15 protein-coding genes are annotated in these 17052 nt (G+C 53.8%); 13 read left to right on the top strand and 2 right to left on the bottom strand.

The genetic code is table 11. The features are described 5' to 3' along the window. The first annotated feature begins 3 nt into the window (after positions 1 to 3). From gyrB to AB7933_RS01300, 12 genes are all read left to right on the top strand, one after another. Positions 4 to 2421, top strand: a complete 2418-nt coding sequence (gyrB, locus tag AB7933_RS01245; protein WP_024072543.1) for a DNA topoisomerase (ATP-hydrolyzing) subunit B — start codon at positions 4 to 6, stop codon at positions 2419 to 2421. A gap of 837 nt (positions 2422 to 3258) precedes the next feature. Then, positions 3259 to 3897 carry a TnsA endonuclease N-terminal domain-containing protein gene (locus tag AB7933_RS01250; protein WP_011953077.1) on the top strand — a complete coding sequence of 213 codons (639 nt, stop codon included), beginning with the start codon at positions 3259 to 3261 and terminating at the stop codon, positions 3895 to 3897. Next, the gene (locus AB7933_RS01255) at positions 3878 to 5836 is read left to right on the top strand and encodes a DDE-type integrase/transposase/recombinase (protein ID WP_016497347.1); all 1959 of its coding nucleotides are present in this window, start codon (positions 3878 to 3880) and stop codon (positions 5834 to 5836) included. Before AB7933_RS01250 ends, AB7933_RS01255 begins: the two co-directional genes overlap by 20 nt. Then, on the top strand, positions 5833 to 6792 hold the full coding sequence (locus AB7933_RS01260; protein ID WP_010951429.1) for a TniB family NTP-binding protein: 960 nt from the start codon (positions 5833 to 5835) through the stop codon (positions 6790 to 6792). Before AB7933_RS01255 ends, AB7933_RS01260 begins: the two co-directional genes overlap by 4 nt. Positions 6793 to 6867: 75 nt before the next feature. Next, the gene (locus tag AB7933_RS01265) at positions 6868 to 8784 is read left to right on the top strand and encodes a TniQ family protein (RefSeq protein ID WP_010951430.1); all 1917 of its coding nucleotides are present in this window, start codon (positions 6868 to 6870) and stop codon (positions 8782 to 8784) included. A 56-nt stretch (positions 8785 to 8840) separates the two neighbouring features. Further along, on the top strand, positions 8841 to 9200 hold the full coding sequence (locus tag AB7933_RS01270; RefSeq protein ID WP_010951431.1) for a histone-like nucleoid-structuring protein, MvaT/MvaU family: 360 nt from the start codon (positions 8841 to 8843) through the stop codon (positions 9198 to 9200). Positions 9201 to 9845: 645 nt separating this feature from the next. Continuing rightward, positions 9846 to 10688, top strand: a complete 843-nt coding sequence (locus AB7933_RS01275) for a TIGR04255 family protein (protein WP_010951432.1) — start codon at positions 9846 to 9848, stop codon at positions 10686 to 10688. Further along, entirely contained in the window at positions 10685 to 11368 is a 684-nt protein-coding gene (locus AB7933_RS01280) for a transcriptional regulator (RefSeq protein WP_126404318.1), read from the top strand. Before AB7933_RS01275 ends, AB7933_RS01280 begins: the two co-directional genes overlap by 4 nt. Positions 11369 to 11370: 2 nt before the next feature. Then, on the top strand, positions 11371 to 12240 hold the full coding sequence (locus AB7933_RS01285; protein ID WP_016497350.1) for a hypothetical protein: 870 nt from the start codon (positions 11371 to 11373) through the stop codon (positions 12238 to 12240). A gap of 310 nt (positions 12241 to 12550) precedes the next feature. After that, positions 12551 to 13474 (top strand): hypothetical protein, encoded by a 924-nt coding sequence (locus AB7933_RS01290; protein ID WP_010951435.1) that lies wholly within the window; start codon positions 12551 to 12553, stop codon positions 13472 to 13474. 220 nt (positions 13475 to 13694) lie between these two features. After that, on the top strand, positions 13695 to 13904 hold the full coding sequence (locus AB7933_RS01295; protein ID WP_003298409.1) for a hypothetical protein: 210 nt from the start codon (positions 13695 to 13697) through the stop codon (positions 13902 to 13904). A 14-nt stretch (positions 13905 to 13918) separates the two neighbouring features. Further along, entirely contained in the window at positions 13919 to 14125 is a 207-nt protein-coding gene (locus AB7933_RS01300; RefSeq protein WP_003298411.1) for a hypothetical protein, read from the top strand. 143 nt (positions 14126 to 14268) lie between these two features. On the opposite strand, the gene AB7933_RS01305 is transcribed toward AB7933_RS01300, so the two are convergent. Then, positions 14269 to 14397: a hypothetical protein gene (locus tag AB7933_RS01305; RefSeq protein ID WP_003253468.1), complete on the bottom strand. Its 129-nt coding sequence runs from the start codon at positions 14395 to 14397 to the stop codon at positions 14269 to 14271. Between the two features lie 122 nt (positions 14398 to 14519). Further along, positions 14520 to 16217 carry a phosphoethanolamine transferase gene (locus AB7933_RS01310; protein ID WP_003298414.1) on the bottom strand — a complete coding sequence of 566 codons (1698 nt, stop codon included), beginning with the start codon at positions 16215 to 16217 and terminating at the stop codon, positions 14520 to 14522. 490 nt (positions 16218 to 16707) lie between these two features. Between AB7933_RS01310 and AB7933_RS01315 the strand changes: the two genes are divergently transcribed. Further along, positions 16708 to 17046, top strand: coding sequence for a zinc ribbon domain-containing protein (locus AB7933_RS01315; protein ID WP_079732563.1), 339 nt, complete (start codon positions 16708 to 16710; stop codon positions 17044 to 17046). Positions 17047 to 17052 lie beyond the last annotated feature (6 nt).

The following is a 17052-nucleotide window of genomic DNA, read 5'->3' on the forward strand; positions in this document are numbered from 1 at the left end:
GGCATGAGCGAAGAAAACACGTACGACTCGACCAGCATTAAAGTGCTGAAAGGTTTGGATGCCGTACGCAAACGTCCCGGTATGTACATTGGCGACACCGATGATGGTAGCGGTCTGCACCACATGGTGTTCGAGGTGGTCGACAACTCCATCGACGAAGCTCTGGCCGGTCACTGCGACGACATCAGCATCATCATCCACCCGGATGAGTCCATCACCGTGCGCGACAACGGTCGTGGCATTCCGGTAGATGTGCACAAAGAAGAAGGCGTATCGGCTGCTGAGGTCATCATGACCGTGCTCCACGCCGGCGGTAAGTTCGACGACAACTCTTATAAAGTCTCCGGTGGTTTGCACGGTGTGGGTGTGTCGGTAGTGAACGCTCTGTCTGAAGAGCTGATCCTTACTGTTCGCCGTAGCGGCAAAATTTGGGAACAGACCTACGTCCACGGTGTGCCACAAGAACCAATGAAAATTGTTGGCGACAGTGAGTCCACCGGTACCCAGATTCATTTCAAGCCTTCGGCTGACACCTTCAAGAATATCCACTTCAGCTGGGACATCCTGGCCAAGCGTATTCGTGAACTGTCCTTCCTCAACTCCGGTGTTGGCATCGTCCTCAAGGATGAGCGCAGCGGCAAGGAAGAGCTGTTCAAGTACGAAGGTGGTCTGCGTGCATTCGTTGAATACCTGAACACCAACAAGACTGCGGTCAACCAGGTGTTCCATTTCAACATCCAGCGTGAAGACGGCATCGGCGTGGAAATCGCGTTGCAGTGGAACGACAGCTTCAACGAGAACCTGTTGTGCTTTACCAACAACATTCCACAGCGCGACGGTGGTACTCACCTGGTGGGTTTCCGTTCTGCGCTGACGCGCAACCTGAATACTTATATCGAAGCTGAAGGCCTGGCGAAGAAACACAAAGTCGCCACTACCGGTGATGACGCCCGTGAAGGCTTGACCGCAATTATCTCGGTAAAAGTGCCGGACCCTAAGTTCAGCTCCCAGACCAAGGACAAGCTGGTGTCTTCCGAAGTGAAGACAGCAGTGGAACAGGAGATGGGCAAATACTTCTCCGACTTCCTGCTGGAAAACCCGAACGAAGCCAAGCTGGTTGTCGGCAAGATGATCGATGCGGCACGTGCCCGTGAAGCGGCGCGTAAGGCCCGTGAGATGACTCGTCGTAAAGGCGCGTTGGATATCGCCGGCTTGCCCGGCAAACTGGCTGACTGCCAGGAGAAGGACCCTGCCCTTTCCGAACTGTACCTGGTGGAAGGTGACTCTGCTGGCGGTTCCGCCAAGCAGGGTCGTAACCGTCGCACCCAGGCCATCCTGCCGTTGAAGGGTAAGATCCTCAACGTTGAGAAAGCCCGCTTCGACAAGATGATTTCCTCCCAGGAAGTCGGCACCTTGATCACAGCCTTGGGCTGCGGTATTGGTCGCGAGGAATACAACATCGACAAGCTGCGTTACCACAACATCATCATCATGACCGATGCTGACGTCGACGGTTCGCACATCCGTACCCTGCTGCTGACCTTCTTCTTCCGTCAGTTGCCGGAGTTGATCGAGCGCGGCTACATCTACATCGCCCAGCCGCCACTGTACAAAGTGAAAAAAGGCAAGCAAGAGCAATACATCAAAGACGACGACGCCATGGAAGAGTACATGACGCAGTCGGCCCTGGAAGACGCGAGCCTGCACTTGAACGACGAAGCACCGGGTATTTCCGGTGAGGCGTTGGAGCGTCTGGTAAACGACTTCCGCATGGTGATGAAAACCCTCAAGCGTTTGTCGCGCCTGTACCCTCAGGAGCTGACCGAGCACTTCATCTATCTGCCGGCCGTGAGCCTGGAGCAGCTGGGCGATCATGCCCACATGCAGGATTGGCTGGCTCAGTACGAGGTGCGCCTGCGCACCGTCGAGAAGTCTGGCCTGGTGTACAAGGCCAGCCTGCGTGAAGACCGTGAACGTAACGTTTGGCTGCCAGAGGTCGAGCTGATCTCCCACGGCCTGTCGAACTACGTCACCTTCAACCGCGACTTCTTCGGCAGCAATGACTACAAGACCGTGGTAACCCTGGGCGCGCAACTGAGCACCCTGCTGGACGACGGTGCTTATATTCAACGTGGCGAACGCAAGAAGCAGGTCAAGGAATTCAAGGAAGCCCTCGACTGGCTGATGGCTGAAAGCACCAAGCGCCACACCATCCAGCGATACAAAGGTCTGGGTGAGATGAACCCGGATCAACTGTGGGAAACCACCATGGACCCAGCTCAGCGCCGCATGCTGCGTGTGACCATCGAAGACGCTATTGGCGCAGACCAGATCTTCAACACCCTGATGGGTGATGCGGTCGAGCCACGTCGTGACTTCATCGAAAGCAATGCCCTGGCGGTGTCCAACCTGGACTTCTGATCAGGTTGTAGGTTCACAGAAAAGCTGCACGCTTTCACAAATAGATGACCGGCCGGGCTTCAACCATGGCCCCTGTCGGTCACCATCAAGCCCGCCTTCGCGGGCTTTTTTTTGCCTGGAATTCCTGCCGGGGCGCCCTACTCCGCTCATTGGAAAATGATGCAGATGGGGGGATTTGAGGAAGTGATTTGATGGGGCGCTGGAAGTGCTGAGAGGGTCGGCGGGCGGATCTGAGCAGCAGAGAGATTGAGAGGACTTTAAAACTAATATTTGAACACCTTAATAGTTAATTAAGCGTACGTGTTAAGTATTAATTTGAACAATTTAGTATGGAAATGGAATTTGGTGGAAGTTGCCATTTTGGATTTTTTGTAGATTTCGAAGGGATGTTGGAATAAGATCTATGACCAACTTTTCCGCTTTGCACTGAAGATTTTCAGCCAAATCAGCTGTTTGAAGCGAGAGCTTCAGACCTGATCCAAATTGCTCCAGCGATCACGAAGTGGCCGTTTAGAAATAAAGAGAGCAAGCCGATTGCTTTAGATTCTGATCAGTCATGAGAGTCATGACCAATGAGAGAAAAGGAGACCTGAAAATGTAGAAAAACGCGATCAATCCCGAGAGGACTGACCGCGCTTAGCGAAGCAGACTTGCGTCCTCAGAACCCGCAATGTCTGCTTTTTCGAAGCGACTGTCAATCCTCTCCCATTTTTTCGACCTTAGCGAGGTTACTCGACGGCACAGTGTTGCCTGTCGAAAGGCCTCACTTCGCCCGCCCTGCGCCTTGATTTTTTGGCGCAGCGTCGGCGCTCGTTTCGAGATTTTCGGAGGTGTTTCATGACAGTACGAAAGGTGGTCACGCGGCGGTCCAACCATTACCGCGGCTACTTCCCATCGCTCAAAAATAAAAAGCCTGTGCCCTGGGAGTCCCAGCTCGAAGGCGCTCTTTTTCGGCTTCTTGAGCTGTCTCCTGCGGTCATCGGCTACGTCCCGCAGCCCAGTGAGGAACGTGTTCCATCGCTCCAGGGCTACTTCAAATATTACCCAGACGTACAGGTTTTCCTCGCGGATGGGCGCGAGTGGTGGTTTGAAGTGAAGCCTCACGACCGACTGAAGATTGCCAGCGTCAGGCAGCGACTGGATGCCGCTGAGCGCTACTTCAACGCCACTGCCCGTAACTTTTCGGTGATCACTGAAAAGTTAATTGAAGCTGAACCCCTGGCTACCAATCTTAGAAGGCTGATGTATCACCGGCGCGGTCCAGAGCTTTCGCATCAGGCGTTGGAGGAGGTAATGGCGACCTTCAACGAATGGCCGCCTATGACCGTTGCAGATCTGCTCTACGTGGTTGGTGAGGGGAAAGCCTGGCGCTTGTTAGGCCTTGGGGTGGTGGGCATTGACCTTGATAGGTCAATTGACACTGACTCCCCGGTCTTCCTGCAAGGGGGGCACCGTCATGCAAACCTTTTCCCTTAGGGTGAAATTGGTCGTCATCGTTCGTGGCGTACTGATGGTGCTTGAGAAGAGGCTTATTGACCGGAAGCTGCTCTTTTTCGATGAGCTTGGTGAGCCCACGAAGCTATCCGAGAAGGAGTTCTATGAGGCCTACGAGAAGCGCGAGATCGAGATCTCCGCTGATCAGCCATACCTTGGGAAGGTTCCGTATGTGCGGAACGTCCCTCCAGATATTTCATGCTTCCCCAAAAAACATGGAGATGAGGCATTGCGTCGACGCAAGTATCTGGACGACCTAACTAAGCGCGGTAAATACAAGCTACCGGGTGACGAAGACATGATCAAGAAACTTAGAGATATCGCCAAAAAGATTGGGGATGCGTGCGCACCCTCGGTTTCCACTATTCGACGTTGGGCAGCCAAATACATTGGCCAGAACGTAGTAAAGCTTATCCCTCAGCATGCCAAAAAGGGTCGGGCTGCCGCGATACAGGGAGAGCTCGAAGTTATTCTTGAAGGGGTGATTAATAAAACCTACCTGCAGGATACGATTCCAGCGGTCAGCGTGGTCGTTTCAGAATTCGAAGATCAGATAAAAGAGAGGAACAAAAGTCGTTTGCCTTCGGATCAGCTCAAGATCCCAAGCGGAATGACTGTCCGAAGGTACATCGCCAAGCTGGATCCGTACCTTGTGGATAAGGAGAGGCTCGGAAAACACGCAGCAGACAAGAAGCACCGTGTTGCGGCGGGTGTCCTACGTGTCCATGAGATTTTGGAACGTTGGGAAATTGATCACACCTTGTTGGACGTCCAGCTTGTGGATGAAACCTCGGGGCTGTGCATTGGGCGCCCCTATCTGACGATCGTCCTCGACCGCTTCTCTCGAATGGTGATGGGATATTTGCTCCACCTGTCGGCGCCAAATACGGAAACCGTGCTTCGTGTGATCGAACGCTCAATCCGTCCAAAAGCCGAATTGCTGAAGCGCTTTCCGAAAGTGAGAAATGAATGGTGGGCACGTGGGCTGCCGGCTCGAATAGTCCCAGACAACGCAGCGGAATTTCACGCGGGCGATCTCATCATGGGATTCAACGAGTTGGGTATCGAGATCATGTATCCCGCTTCAAGGGCCCCTCAAAGGAAAGGTGCCGTCGAACGCTTTTTCAGCACACAGAACCTGGGGCTTATCCACAACCTCCCGGGTACCACCTTCTCGAATATCCAGCAGCGTGGCGATTACGACTCGGAGAAGAATGCATGTTTCACGCTCCCTCAATTGGAGGCGGTGGTAGTGAAATGGATCGTCGATGGTTACCACCAGACTCCTCATCGGGGGCTGGACAACAGAACACCGGCTCAAGTCTGGGGGACTAGCGAGGCGAACCATGTCATCAGCCTTCCCGTCGACCTGGACTCGTTGGAGTGCATTCTGGCCAAGCGGGCCTCGGTGAAGGTTCACCATTACGGCATCGAGGTTGCCAAAGTGGGCTACCACTCTACGGAACTTGCTGAGCTCCGTATGCGTTTGGCAGACGGAGAAAAGGTAAACGTCCGCTATCGAGACGAAGCCGGGCACGTTTGGGTTCACGACCGCTTCAGAAACTTGTTCTTCAAAGTGCCCGCCAAAGATGAGCGAATGGCCGGTAAGAGCAGGGAGGTGTGGAAGGCTGCCGAGAAAGCGCTGCGAGAAAAATATAATGAGCAGCCTAGCTTCGAGGCTACGCACAGGTGCTACCAGGAAATTATGGAAGATGCAGACGAGGCCCGCCGTTCGCAGACGCTCAGAAAACGACGCGCAGCTGCCATAGCGAAAATCGACAAGGAGGGTCGAGTGACCGAAAGCACGCCTCCACCCAAGGTACTCGCTGAAGTGGAATGGACCGGTGACTCTATTCCTAACATTCCGCCAGCAGCCTTCAAGGTCTCGGTTCGTCGCCCTGCTGGGAGTTCTAAGCCATGAACGCCATCAATCTGTACGAATGCTACGAGCATGGTGAATACAGCTTTACGCTCCGCGATCGTTTTATTCACAGCCCTCAAGTCGAGCGAGCGTTGACGCGACTAGGCGATATCCACGGCGATAGTCGGCGTACCAGAGCAAGTAAAGGGTTGCTGATCCAAGGTCCAAGCGGAGTGGGCAAGAGCACATTGGTCAAGGAGTACATTCGGTCATTGGAGGAATTGGAGAGCCATGACCCACAGAAGCGGACAGTTCTGTTCGTCGAGATGCCTTCGTCTCCAACCAAAAAGAACCTGGCAGCAGCCATTTTGGCAGAGCTGAAGGATCCCTTCGCAGAGGCACGAGGACATTCGGCAGAGGTTAAATTTGCGCGAGTAGTCCTGCTGCTGAAGAACCTTGGCGTGGAGATGTTGGTCCTCGATGAGGCGCAGCACCTGGTCGATTATCGTCGTAATGGTGCGTATGAGGCAGCAGACTGGATCAAGAGTCTGATGAATGAAACCAGTATCGCGTTTGTTCTGATTGGGCTGAAGCGCACCGAAAATCTCCTGCTAGCAAACGAGCAACTGCGACGCAGGTTTTCGGCCACGGTGGCATACGATCGCTTCACCTTCTCCGCTAATACGTCTCTTCATTTCGTGATGTTGTTGCAGGCAATCGAGGGCGAACTGCCTGTTCAAACCATCAGTTTTGTAGAGCCAGCGATGATTAAACGCTTCTACCTGGCTTCCTATGGATTGATCGACTACCTCATCAAGATTGTGGACAGGGCTGTTTGGCTGGTTCAAGTCCAGGACCTTGTCGGGATTGAACTTCCTGTGCTGGCCCAGGCTTTTGAAGACGAGGTTTGGAGCTACGCCACCGAGGATCGAAACCCCTTCAGTGCGAGCTTCAATTTCCAGCCTCTGTTCGGGAAGCGGGAGCCGTTTGAGACGTTCGAAGAGAGCAGTACCTGACGGCCAAGGGCCGGGCTTATCGGCCCGGCTCTACTCCCCTGATTTTTATGTCTTCGATTTCATGGATGTGTAGGAATGTTTGGTCTTTTAATCAACCCACGACCACACCAAGACGAAAGTCTTTTGGGGTACCTGCAGCGCCTGGCGAAAGCCAACGGATTACCCAGAAAGGAACTGCTCACCGCCTTTGCACGAGCCGACGAGACCGATGTTGCGGACTGGCTGCAGATGATGGAAGGACCACTGAGCTGGCCTGCGGTATCTGCTGAGTTTCGTGATCCAAGGCCCAAGGGGGTCAAGTTATGGACGACTCATCACGCTCGTTACTGTCCGATCTGTTTGGGCGAAGCCGGTTATTGGAGAGAAAGCTGGGGCTTGACCCTGGTTACGACGTGTTCTGTCCACGGCACTGAACTCCACGGGCGGTGCCCCAACTGTCTGAAGGAAACCGATCCAAGCGCAATGAGTGCGAATAGTTGCCAAGCGTGTGGCACCTCATTGAGTGGGACCAATTTTGAGATCGCGCCGGCGAGTGATACGGCCGCCTGGCTCACCTCTGGCTTTGAAGATAGGTTTTACGCCGACTCGTTGCCAGCTGACGCGGGATTGGCGGCCCTCACCTACGAACAGTTTCACGAGTTGTCATCGCGTCTCGCTGTCAGAAGTTTGCCTACGGAAAGAACCCAGCCGCTGAAGGTTGCTGATTCGGGTTCGCTAGAGATATCGCGGCTTATGGCAAACGCGGCGGGCGTGGTTCTCATGAACTGGCCTCTCGCATTCAGAGAACTGCTGAGTGGCCTCAAGGCAGTCCATTCCGATAACGAACATTGGACGCTCAGCAGATCGTTCGGCCCGATATACCACGACATCCACCGTGATCTGGATGACTCTTGTTTTGACTTTCTTCGTCGAGAGTTCGAATCATTTCTGCAGCATGCGTGGGAAGCACCGTTAGCGAAGCGAAATCGCAATTTGAGTGAGGAGACGATTGAGAGACATCGTTGGGTGTCGTTCGATTCTGCTGCTGAAGCTTGTGGTCTCGGGGTATCAGTCATAAAACGCCTTCATCAGGAGGGACAAATCGCCTATCGGGAGAAGGTCCATGAAGATCGAGTCTTTACGGTCGTGGACCTGGATCATTTGAAGGCAATCTCGCAGCATCTCCAGGGCGTGGCTGATATGAAAGAAACCTCGACTTTGCTAAGCCTCTGTCGCAATCGGGTTAGGCAGCTGCTAGCTGGTGGTACCCTCCAGTTCTTTGGTGGAGAACCGCGCCCAGGCGAAAGGTGGCTGATTGACTGCCGCTCGATCAACGAATTGATTGATGAGAAGCTGCCTACCAGCTCTGACCAGAGCCTGGTGTCGATCAACTACTTGGCCAAGCATTCTCTGCCCAAGGGGGGTGGGTTGGTCGAGTTGGTTCAGGCAATACGTGCAGGTGAACTTCGCGCTTACGGCCCAGCTGAGAATGGCTCGGTTGCGGTAGGGGCGTGGTTACTCAAGCCGCAAGATTTTGCAGCGTGGCAACAAGCCCGAGCTGAGAACAAGAGTCCGGTCTTTCCCGGCCTGTCGGTAGTCAAGGCTGCTGCGCTGTTAGGCGTCAAAGAACAATGCGCATACGCGTTCGTTCGACTGGGTCTGCTATGGAGCACTGCTGTCGAACGAGGCCGGCGTACGCAATTGATGGTTAAGCCTCAAGCCATCGACAGATTCAGGCGTGGCTATATCTTGGGACCGGAGATTGCGGTGTATTTGGGGAAGTCGACCAGGGAGGCGTTCAAGCACCTTTGGGAGGCCAGGTTTCGCCCCGTTGCGGGGCCATCCATTCCAAACGCGGCTTGCCGGCAGTACGTTTGGGTAAGAAGCAAAAAGCTGATCGATTACCTCGCAAGTGAAGCCGCCCAGATCGACGATCCTGAAGCCATCACGTTTTTATCCACACCGATCGCTCAGCCTCGTGATTGCCGATTCAGGCATGTGGGATCAAGATAGTTAGCACGCTTTCTTTCTTGATTGCTAAAATCATCGAACCCATTTTGGAGAATCTTATGTCCCGTCTCGCTGAATTCCGCCTGCTCGAACAACAGCTCGCAGCCCAACTGGCGGAGCTGGAAGCGCTGAAAAATGACTCTGCCCTGAAGCAGGAAATGGAATTTGAAACGAAGCTGCGCAGTTTGCTCAACGAGTATGGCTACGGCCTGCGCCAAGTGGTGCTGATCCTCGATCCGCAAGCGGTGGCTTCCACTGATATGGCCCCAAAAACCTCTCGGAAACCACGCGAAGTAAAGGTCTACAAGAATCCACACAGCGGAGAGGTTGTTGAGACCAAGGGTGGTAATCAGCGTACGCTTAAGGCCTGGAAAAACGAGTATGGCGCTGAGGTAGTCGAGTCTTGGCTCGCCAATTGATTGCACTGCAGGCGGCTTCTGGCACGAGATGAATCGTGGTGCGCCCCGAATGCAAATTCCCATTCTGGGGCGTGACGAAATTTTCTGCGGGTGGTGGTGACACACAGTTTATGCGCATTAAATAGAGGTCCACTTCAAAAAATGGACTCTCCAAAATGCGGAATGCTCTCGTCTCAATCTCAGTGAACACCATCGCAAGCCTCCTGACTGCGCTTGTGCTTCACTGGATCACCCGTCCTCTTTCCGACCTCTCCATTCAGCCAATCACGGCCTCAAACTCTGGATCCAAGAGCTCTTCGTGCTCTTCGTAGATGAGAAATCTGGACCAGACAGCACGTTTCTGAACCACCCCATCAGAGCAAGCGTTCCCCTGGATTGAGCTATCTGGTGACGATTCGTTGAGTTTCTTCTCACTGCTAGGAAGAGCTCTGATTAAAAATTCGTGCTTCCTCAGAGGCTTAGCGATGGTGTCTGTAGAGGCTTTTCTGGAATGACGAGTAAGCTCCTGATGGAGGCGTTTTCTGCACTCCATCCCTCACGGGGACCGCTTGTCAAATCGAAAGGCCCTGCTATACAGTTCTTGTCAAAGGATTTGTCAAATGATGTAGAATCCGGTCTCTCGTTGGGCGCGGTGGAGGAGTTAACATGTCAGAACGCGAAGGGGTCTTAGCAAGGGCGCCGCTTATCTATGCGTTGAGCGTAATCAGATTTGCCCCGATTCTTAAGCTGCCAAAGCTGATCCCAGACATTCAGCACACGATCCGTCAGAGCCTCCCGGGCTTCTTCCAGATGGTCAAGGGCGTGCCGCCTGGGGTGATGCACAGCGGAGAACCGAATTCTTGGGCGTTCCTTAATCGGGATGCTGACTACGCGTGCGTGCTGGCCATGGATCACATGATCCTGCAAAGCACAAATTATCTTCATTTTGATAACCACTTAGCGCTTTTCCGTGAGTGCATTGAGGCGCTGGTAGGGCAAGCAGGTGCATTGGATATCACCGCTATCGGGATGCGGTACGTCGATAAAATTGAACCAGCTGAAGGTGAGACCCTAGCCGACTACCTTCCGGAAGCCATGCTCCCACTTAAATGCGATGAGCTAGCGGCGCATGGGAAAGTCCCCAAGGAGCAGCTTGGAATCTCTACTACCACCTACCATCTAGATCCGGAGTATCTGCACATCAGATGCTGGCGGCAGACTGGTATGTGGATACCGGAAGATTTGGTCGAGCCGGCCATGGTTTTCGAAATTGCTAAGCAATCGAGGAATTCATCCAAGCATGGTGCTCCTCTGCAAGGTGCATTTGTGCCTGTTAGCGAAAATGGTGCTCTTCTCGATACGGATGCGCATTGGCCGCTGCAGTTAGCCGAACGACTGGGAACCGAGGAGATCTGCACGAGACTCGACGGTTTGCATAAGACTGCTAACTTTGCTTTTAGGACAGTCGCGAAAGATCATGCCTTTGAGGTTTGGGGGAAGGCGAAATGACTACAGCAATGAATGGGCAATGGATTGATCCTACCGGGGCTGCTGTAAGCAGATCTTCTACTTGGGAAAACCCTGAAATTGCTCCGCGTGTAGGTAGCACGACAGCAAACCCTGTATTGGCGATTGCTTTCACAGCGATGCTGGCCGTTTCGGTAGTAGTCGCTCCTGGGACTGCCTCCCTGCCCTATCCACAACTTATCGGCTCAGCAGGCATGAGCTTTCATGGCGTGCATGCTGGTGCCTGGACCGAGGTGGACACCAGCCAGGATGCCAATGTTACCGAAGACGTAGCGCCGGCCTTAATCGAGGAGCTTAGGAGCGACTTCAAGTTGTCAGATAGCTCCATCGCGCAGATCTTCAACGTGTCTCGTCAGACCGTGTACAATTGGCGGACTGGAAAAACCGCCACTGGTTTTCCCGAGAGGCTTGCGGCTTTAACTGAGGCGTTGCGCCAAGTTAACGCCGAAGAAGCGCAGTATCTGCATCGGGTGCTTTTCTATCCAACCGCCGATGGCCGCCTGATTCAGGATGCGCTTTCGGATGAAGCGTGGAATCGAAATGGCGCTAAAGGTGTGTACGGAATGGTTGCGGAGTTGGCTGGCAAGGCGCAGCAGCTACGTGATAGGGACCTCAAAACCATCGCCAGGTTAGAAAAATCGGGCGGTTCGAATTTGGTTTGATTATGGCTGATACACCTGAGCAAGAGATCGTAAGTGCCATTAGCGCTGCTGGTTGGCTGCAAGGAGATACCGTCTCAGGTGACGCCTTGATTGAACACATATCCGAGGAGGTCCTGAAAGGCCAATTCGAGGGGGTGGCTCCAGCTTATTGGATGTTGGCCTCCCATTCCTGCACGGTGCATGCACGCAACCTTTGTGATGCGCCGTGGATAGAGTGGATTGCCGTTAAGGTAAAGAAAAAGGCCTTTGATAAGCAGCTGCACGCCCTCAATCCACGTACGCTGCACCTGCAGCACGCGGAAAAGCAGGTTTTGGAGCTCAAGATTCACAAGCGTGTGTGGACCAAGAGAGCCGTGCTTCCGACGCTCCACCGAAATCCGGTAATCACGCTGAGCGAAGAAAACGGTCAGTATTTCTCATACTGGATGTCCCACCATTACAACCGTATTGCGATGCCGGACGAGTTGGTCAACCGCCTGAAGGCAGACCAAGGTGACGACGGCATGAAGGGCATCGCCGTGCTTGTCGACGATTTCCTCCATCAGAACAACCAATTTTTCGCTAGTGCTTGGGTTTCCTTCAACCCCAAGGGCGAGATTCGCGACCCGGCTGAGCCCTACGAGGTGGTGTTCCGGTTTTTGACCAAACGAGAGCACGCCAGGCGCGCAAATGAGCTGCACGACCAGCTGAATGAATTGCTCGGGGTGGCCAGAAATCTCAACGATGGGCTGTACTTCGGTGGAGCAGACGTCACGGTGCTCCAAGACTTTACCATGCTCGATGCGGAAGACTTCGTGCGGTACAACCTTCACGACTGGCTCAGTGTTGGGGATACCGATGAAGATGAAGAAGGTGCCGATGATGCTGACTGAGCTGCTATCGGCCTCCCCTTTAGGATCTGGGTTTGACCTTAGCTGACCGGCTGCTCTACAAACCAATTGATTTTCTCCGGAGCCGGTGTCACTGTCGCTCCAAGAATAGCCCCCACGCCTCGGGCAGGTCCCAGACCTGTACTGCGCACCAGGGGGTTAGTTGTTTCTAGGGCCCGCCCAGGTCGATCAGGCATGCTTTGGGCGGGCCTCAAACCAGTGGGTGACCACCAAAAGGGTCAGTTAGGCCTACTGCTGCCTATCCTCGCTCGTTACCATCCAGAGACCCTCTATTGATACGGTTTCAGCAAAGATGGATGTCTATAAGGTCCGCATCGAAGACACAGAAAGCAAGATCATCGACAAGGAAGGTTTCGAGGCCGAGACCTTCCGCAGAGATCCATGGTACCAGCCTGGAAGTGCCGGCAAGCTAGCTCAGTTTGCTGTATGCCCGGCATGCGACAACCCTGTCCAGCTGGTTGGGCTGTATGAGCTACCGCCTAACGTGAAGAACCCATTCGGGAAACATGCTACTAAGAGCATTCGCGGCATCGCTCCATTTGATAGTGAGGCCCGTAACGATTGCCCGTACTTCCAGCCTCGCCAGCACAAGAAAACAGAACGAAAAACCAGGTTTGACGGCGTCCCACGGAAGATTCTCAAGCTATTGATCGAACAGTTCGATCGCGTGGTTTACATCCTGGAGAAAGAGACCCAACTGGTCCTTTCCGAGAACGCGTTGAGAGGCATGCTGCAGCGTTACAAGGGAGAGCGTGGCTACCTCTATACCGGCGCGACGCTTCGCAATGTGCCATGGATCTTTGCTTACATGTCGGACGCCACCCGCCTGTTTGGCCAGAAGGTCATTGGAAATGCTGAGCTGGTGAAAGCTATTGCCGCTGAGGTGCCAGGGGCGGAAATCAGCAGCACTGGTCGGCTGGAATCGAAGAAGGTGCCTGGTTCGAAGGCGGCATATTTTGATCTCAAAATGAGTTTCATCCGCCATCGAATCGTCAAAGACAGTGAAGCGTCCGGCTTGGTTGAAAGCATGGAGTTTGTAGTGTCACAGCCTCGCGGAGGTGAGCTTGAGCACATTCACAAGGAAGTCATCAAATTCGATTCGGCTTGGTTCGAATCCCTTATCCGGATGCCGGTTGATCATCCTTATCGCAGAATGGATAGAGTGAAGATGGCCCGGGAGGAACTGGGCGATCTGCTGGAGCTGACTCAGGCCTGAGGAGGCCTGTTGTAAACCACTTTTTTTCACTGTAACCACAGTGGTTTACAGTGAAAAAAAGTGGTTTACAACGTAGCTACGACACGCGCCCTGGCCACTCCCCAGGCCAGCGCGCTCCTCATTGATTCGTTCAGTCGGGCGTCGAACACCTATGCTGCTCGGGGCCTTGCCACGCCGCGGTGTCCTATAATTCATCTTCAGCTGAATGGAGCAAAATGTTGTGAAGCGCACATTCATTGGAATGGTCGAGGCTGGTGAGCCACTGATGAGGCAAGCGCTTGAAGCTATCCGACAGGCCCACGAAGCGGAGGCTGCTGGATTGCCAGACCTTGAGGTACAGCGTCTTCACCCATTGGCAGATTCGCTCTATCAGGCGGTCATTGATTTTCAGCTCCTCAAAGCAGGTAAACCACCGTCGACTATCCAGTGAGGACCTGCCGCTACATGACGAAAAAGATGCCAGCTCTTCTCCCCGACCACCCCATGTATACCGACGCAGTGGATGCGATGAAGCAATACCACGAGGCGCAGGCTTCTGGCTCATCTGCCGAAGAGGTTGAGCGCCTGCGTCAAATCGCAGAATCACAATTTCGGGCTGTCAGCGAGTATCAGCTCAACGCTCTGGGATATCAGTCTCGTCGTCCGCACTGAAGGGATAACCGATCCGGAGGTAGCTTCAGAATCCATCAAGCCAAGCGGAAGACTCACGACGCGGTCCGATTGATCAGCGAGACGGTCGGGAGGGTTTGCACACAGCCCCAAAAAAAAAGCAGCTCCCGAGAGCTGCTTTTTTCTTACTCCCCCTTTTTGTGCTTGTGGGGTTTCAGGTCCGGATGGTCCTTCTGCTTTTCAGGGGTGACTCGCTGCCTTTTGTCCGGAGTGCCATCTTCATTGGTGCGCTTTGGGCCTGGCTTGATGCTCATGCAAAACTTCCTTTTCCGCTTGGGTTGTTGAATGCAGCTATGTAATTAGTCCAGCTTCTCTCAGCTGTCAAAGCAGGCTGGTGCAGAACCGCCTGGCCGATGATCCGGTCCACATCGAACATTCAGAGGCCAGAATAAGAGCCTCCGACAAAGGGCTTACAAGGGGCAGTGAAATCCAGCGCTGAGCGATACGAAGACGTCTGGACGTTCATCATGCCGAGCACGGTGTGGAACAGGTTGTCGTGGCTCAGCGGTGACGTGGTTTGAGCTTTCAAACAACCCACGTTGACCTTTTCGCTCTTCGCGAGCGAGTCAGACATCCAAAGTACCAACGGCACCTTTGTTTGCTCGTCAGGAGCCATCGCGTAAGGCAGCCCGTGTAGATAGAGCCCACCCTCCCCCAGCGATTCGCCGTGGTCCGAAACGTACATCAGCGCAGTGTCGAACTTGGTGTTGGCCGCCAGGATATCGATGAGATTTGCAGTCACATAATCGGTGTAGAGGATTGAGTTGTCGTAGGCATTGACCACCTCCTCCTGCTTACATTTGTCGAGCTCGTTGGTCTCGCACACCGGTGCGAATTTCTTGAATTGCGAGGGGTAGCGCTTGTAGTAGGCCGGGCCGTGACTGCCTTTGTAGTGGAGCACCAGGACAGCATCGCCTTCCTGGCGCTTGATGAAGTCTTGCATCTCCGTGAGCAGCACCCCGTCCTTACACTCCTCGCTGGTGCACAGTTGGGAATCCGCGTGAGAGGCAGCCTTGTGGTTGGGAACCCTGTCGCAGACCCCTTTGCACCCCGAGTTGTTGTCAGTCCACATGACACTGATGCCAGCGCGTTGAAGCACGTCGAGCAGCCCTTCTCGGCTCTTGGCCAAGCCATCTTTGTACTGGGCCTTACCCACGTCCAGGAACATGCATGGCAGCGAGACCGCGGTAGCGGTACCGCAGGAGCTCACGTTCGTGAAGCTAATGACATTTCGCTTTTCTAGTTCCGGATTCGTTTCACGGGAGTAGCCGTTGAGGGAGAAGTTGGCGGAGCGAGCGGTCTCTCCTACTGCCAGTACCAGCAGCCTGGGTTTACGAGCCGCACCCTGTCGATTAACTACCGCATCAGTACCAATGGCCGTCAGCGTTTTAGGTGAGGCCAGCTGACGCTTCAGGTACCCATGGCCAGCCGCAAACAAGTTGGTAGGTACCAGAATCAGCCGGATCTCCCGATTGTTGCGCAGCAAGGAGGCATACGACTGGTACTGACTCAACGCGATGCCAGATAAGGTCAACAGAGCGAGCGACAGAGCAATGAACCTGCTGACCAAAGCTTTGGCCCAAGGCTTGCGCCGGAGGGGAACCCGGGCAATCAGGTAGACGGGCAACACCCCAACCATTGCGACCCAAAGACCGAGCTTCCAATTCAGCAGCTCGGTTGCCTCAGCGACGTCGGTCTCCACAACGTTGGTGAACATTGTGTAATCGATCACGATGCCGTAGGCATTCATGAAGTAACTCGCAAAAGACGCGCTGATCAGTACCAGGCACAGTATGGGTTTGGCCAGCCGCCCCCATGACAGCAAGCTCAGAACGGTAAACACCCATGCGAATACTATGACTGGGAGGCTAGCCGCTAGCTGCCAGTTCACTTCATCGGTTTTGAATACCAGCTTCCAGAGCACGTTCCAGAGCTCAGCGTTCGCGAATAGCAGTAACCAAAAAGTCACCAGGCCGATTAGCAAATTAGTACTGATGCCTTTCTGCCGCGCATTGCGAATAGCAAAGATCCATTTGCTTAACAGGGTGTGAACAATGGATTTGGAAGGTGTCATTATCAAACTCTGGAAGCTGCTTATCCATGGCGGTAGCTATGGAGTTAGCGGGAGCTACAAGGCAAACCGTCGACAGATGCTGAGCGATTGCGCAATGTGCGGAGCGTCAGAGGCCTTAGGCCCCTAGGCGTTGGGGACGCTTAGTATGTGTGAGGCATAGGGATAAAAAGAGAAATGAATCTCGCTGAGCGCATTATTTCCGGGACCTGATAACGACACGATGACCTCGGGATTACAATGCTGACAGAAATCCAATTACTGCTGTTTTGATTGTCATTGATCACGCTATGATCAAAATTAGGGGAATACTACCCACCAAAAGCAATGCTCCGCTCAGCTAGATAAATTTAATTTCACAAACAAAACGGTTTCGTTTTGTCGTAGGCTAATTTTGAACTTTCAATTCAACTTACAAGTCTTTCTCGCGAGCAGAACATAATTTTCAACTTTTGCTCGTTAATATGTCACCCATCAATGAGGGGCGAATACCATGAGCTTTTTCAAAAACATCCTGGGCGGGCACCATGGCCGTGGAAACCACGGTGGAGGCAAGCACCACAGCGGGGGACATGGGGCCGAGCAATATGATCGCCATGGCCGGCAGCAGGGCTGCGACGGCGGTAATCAGGTGTATGACGGCGGGCGCCCTCCCACTCCTGCCCCCATCAAAGATCTGCAGGGCTGCAGGCAGTGCCGGACGGCCAACGATCCGTCAGCACGCTTTTGTCTAAACTGCGGAACACCGCTATCGAGTGGTTGCACCGCCTGCGGCTCGCTGCTGAGTGCAGGAGCAAGATTTTGCAGTCAGTGTGGCCAAGCGACGCTCTAAGGCTAG

This window comes from Pseudomonas gorinensis (assembly GCF_042015035.1).
Lineage (GTDB): Bacteria > Pseudomonadota > Gammaproteobacteria > Pseudomonadales > Pseudomonadaceae > Aquipseudomonas > Aquipseudomonas gorinensis.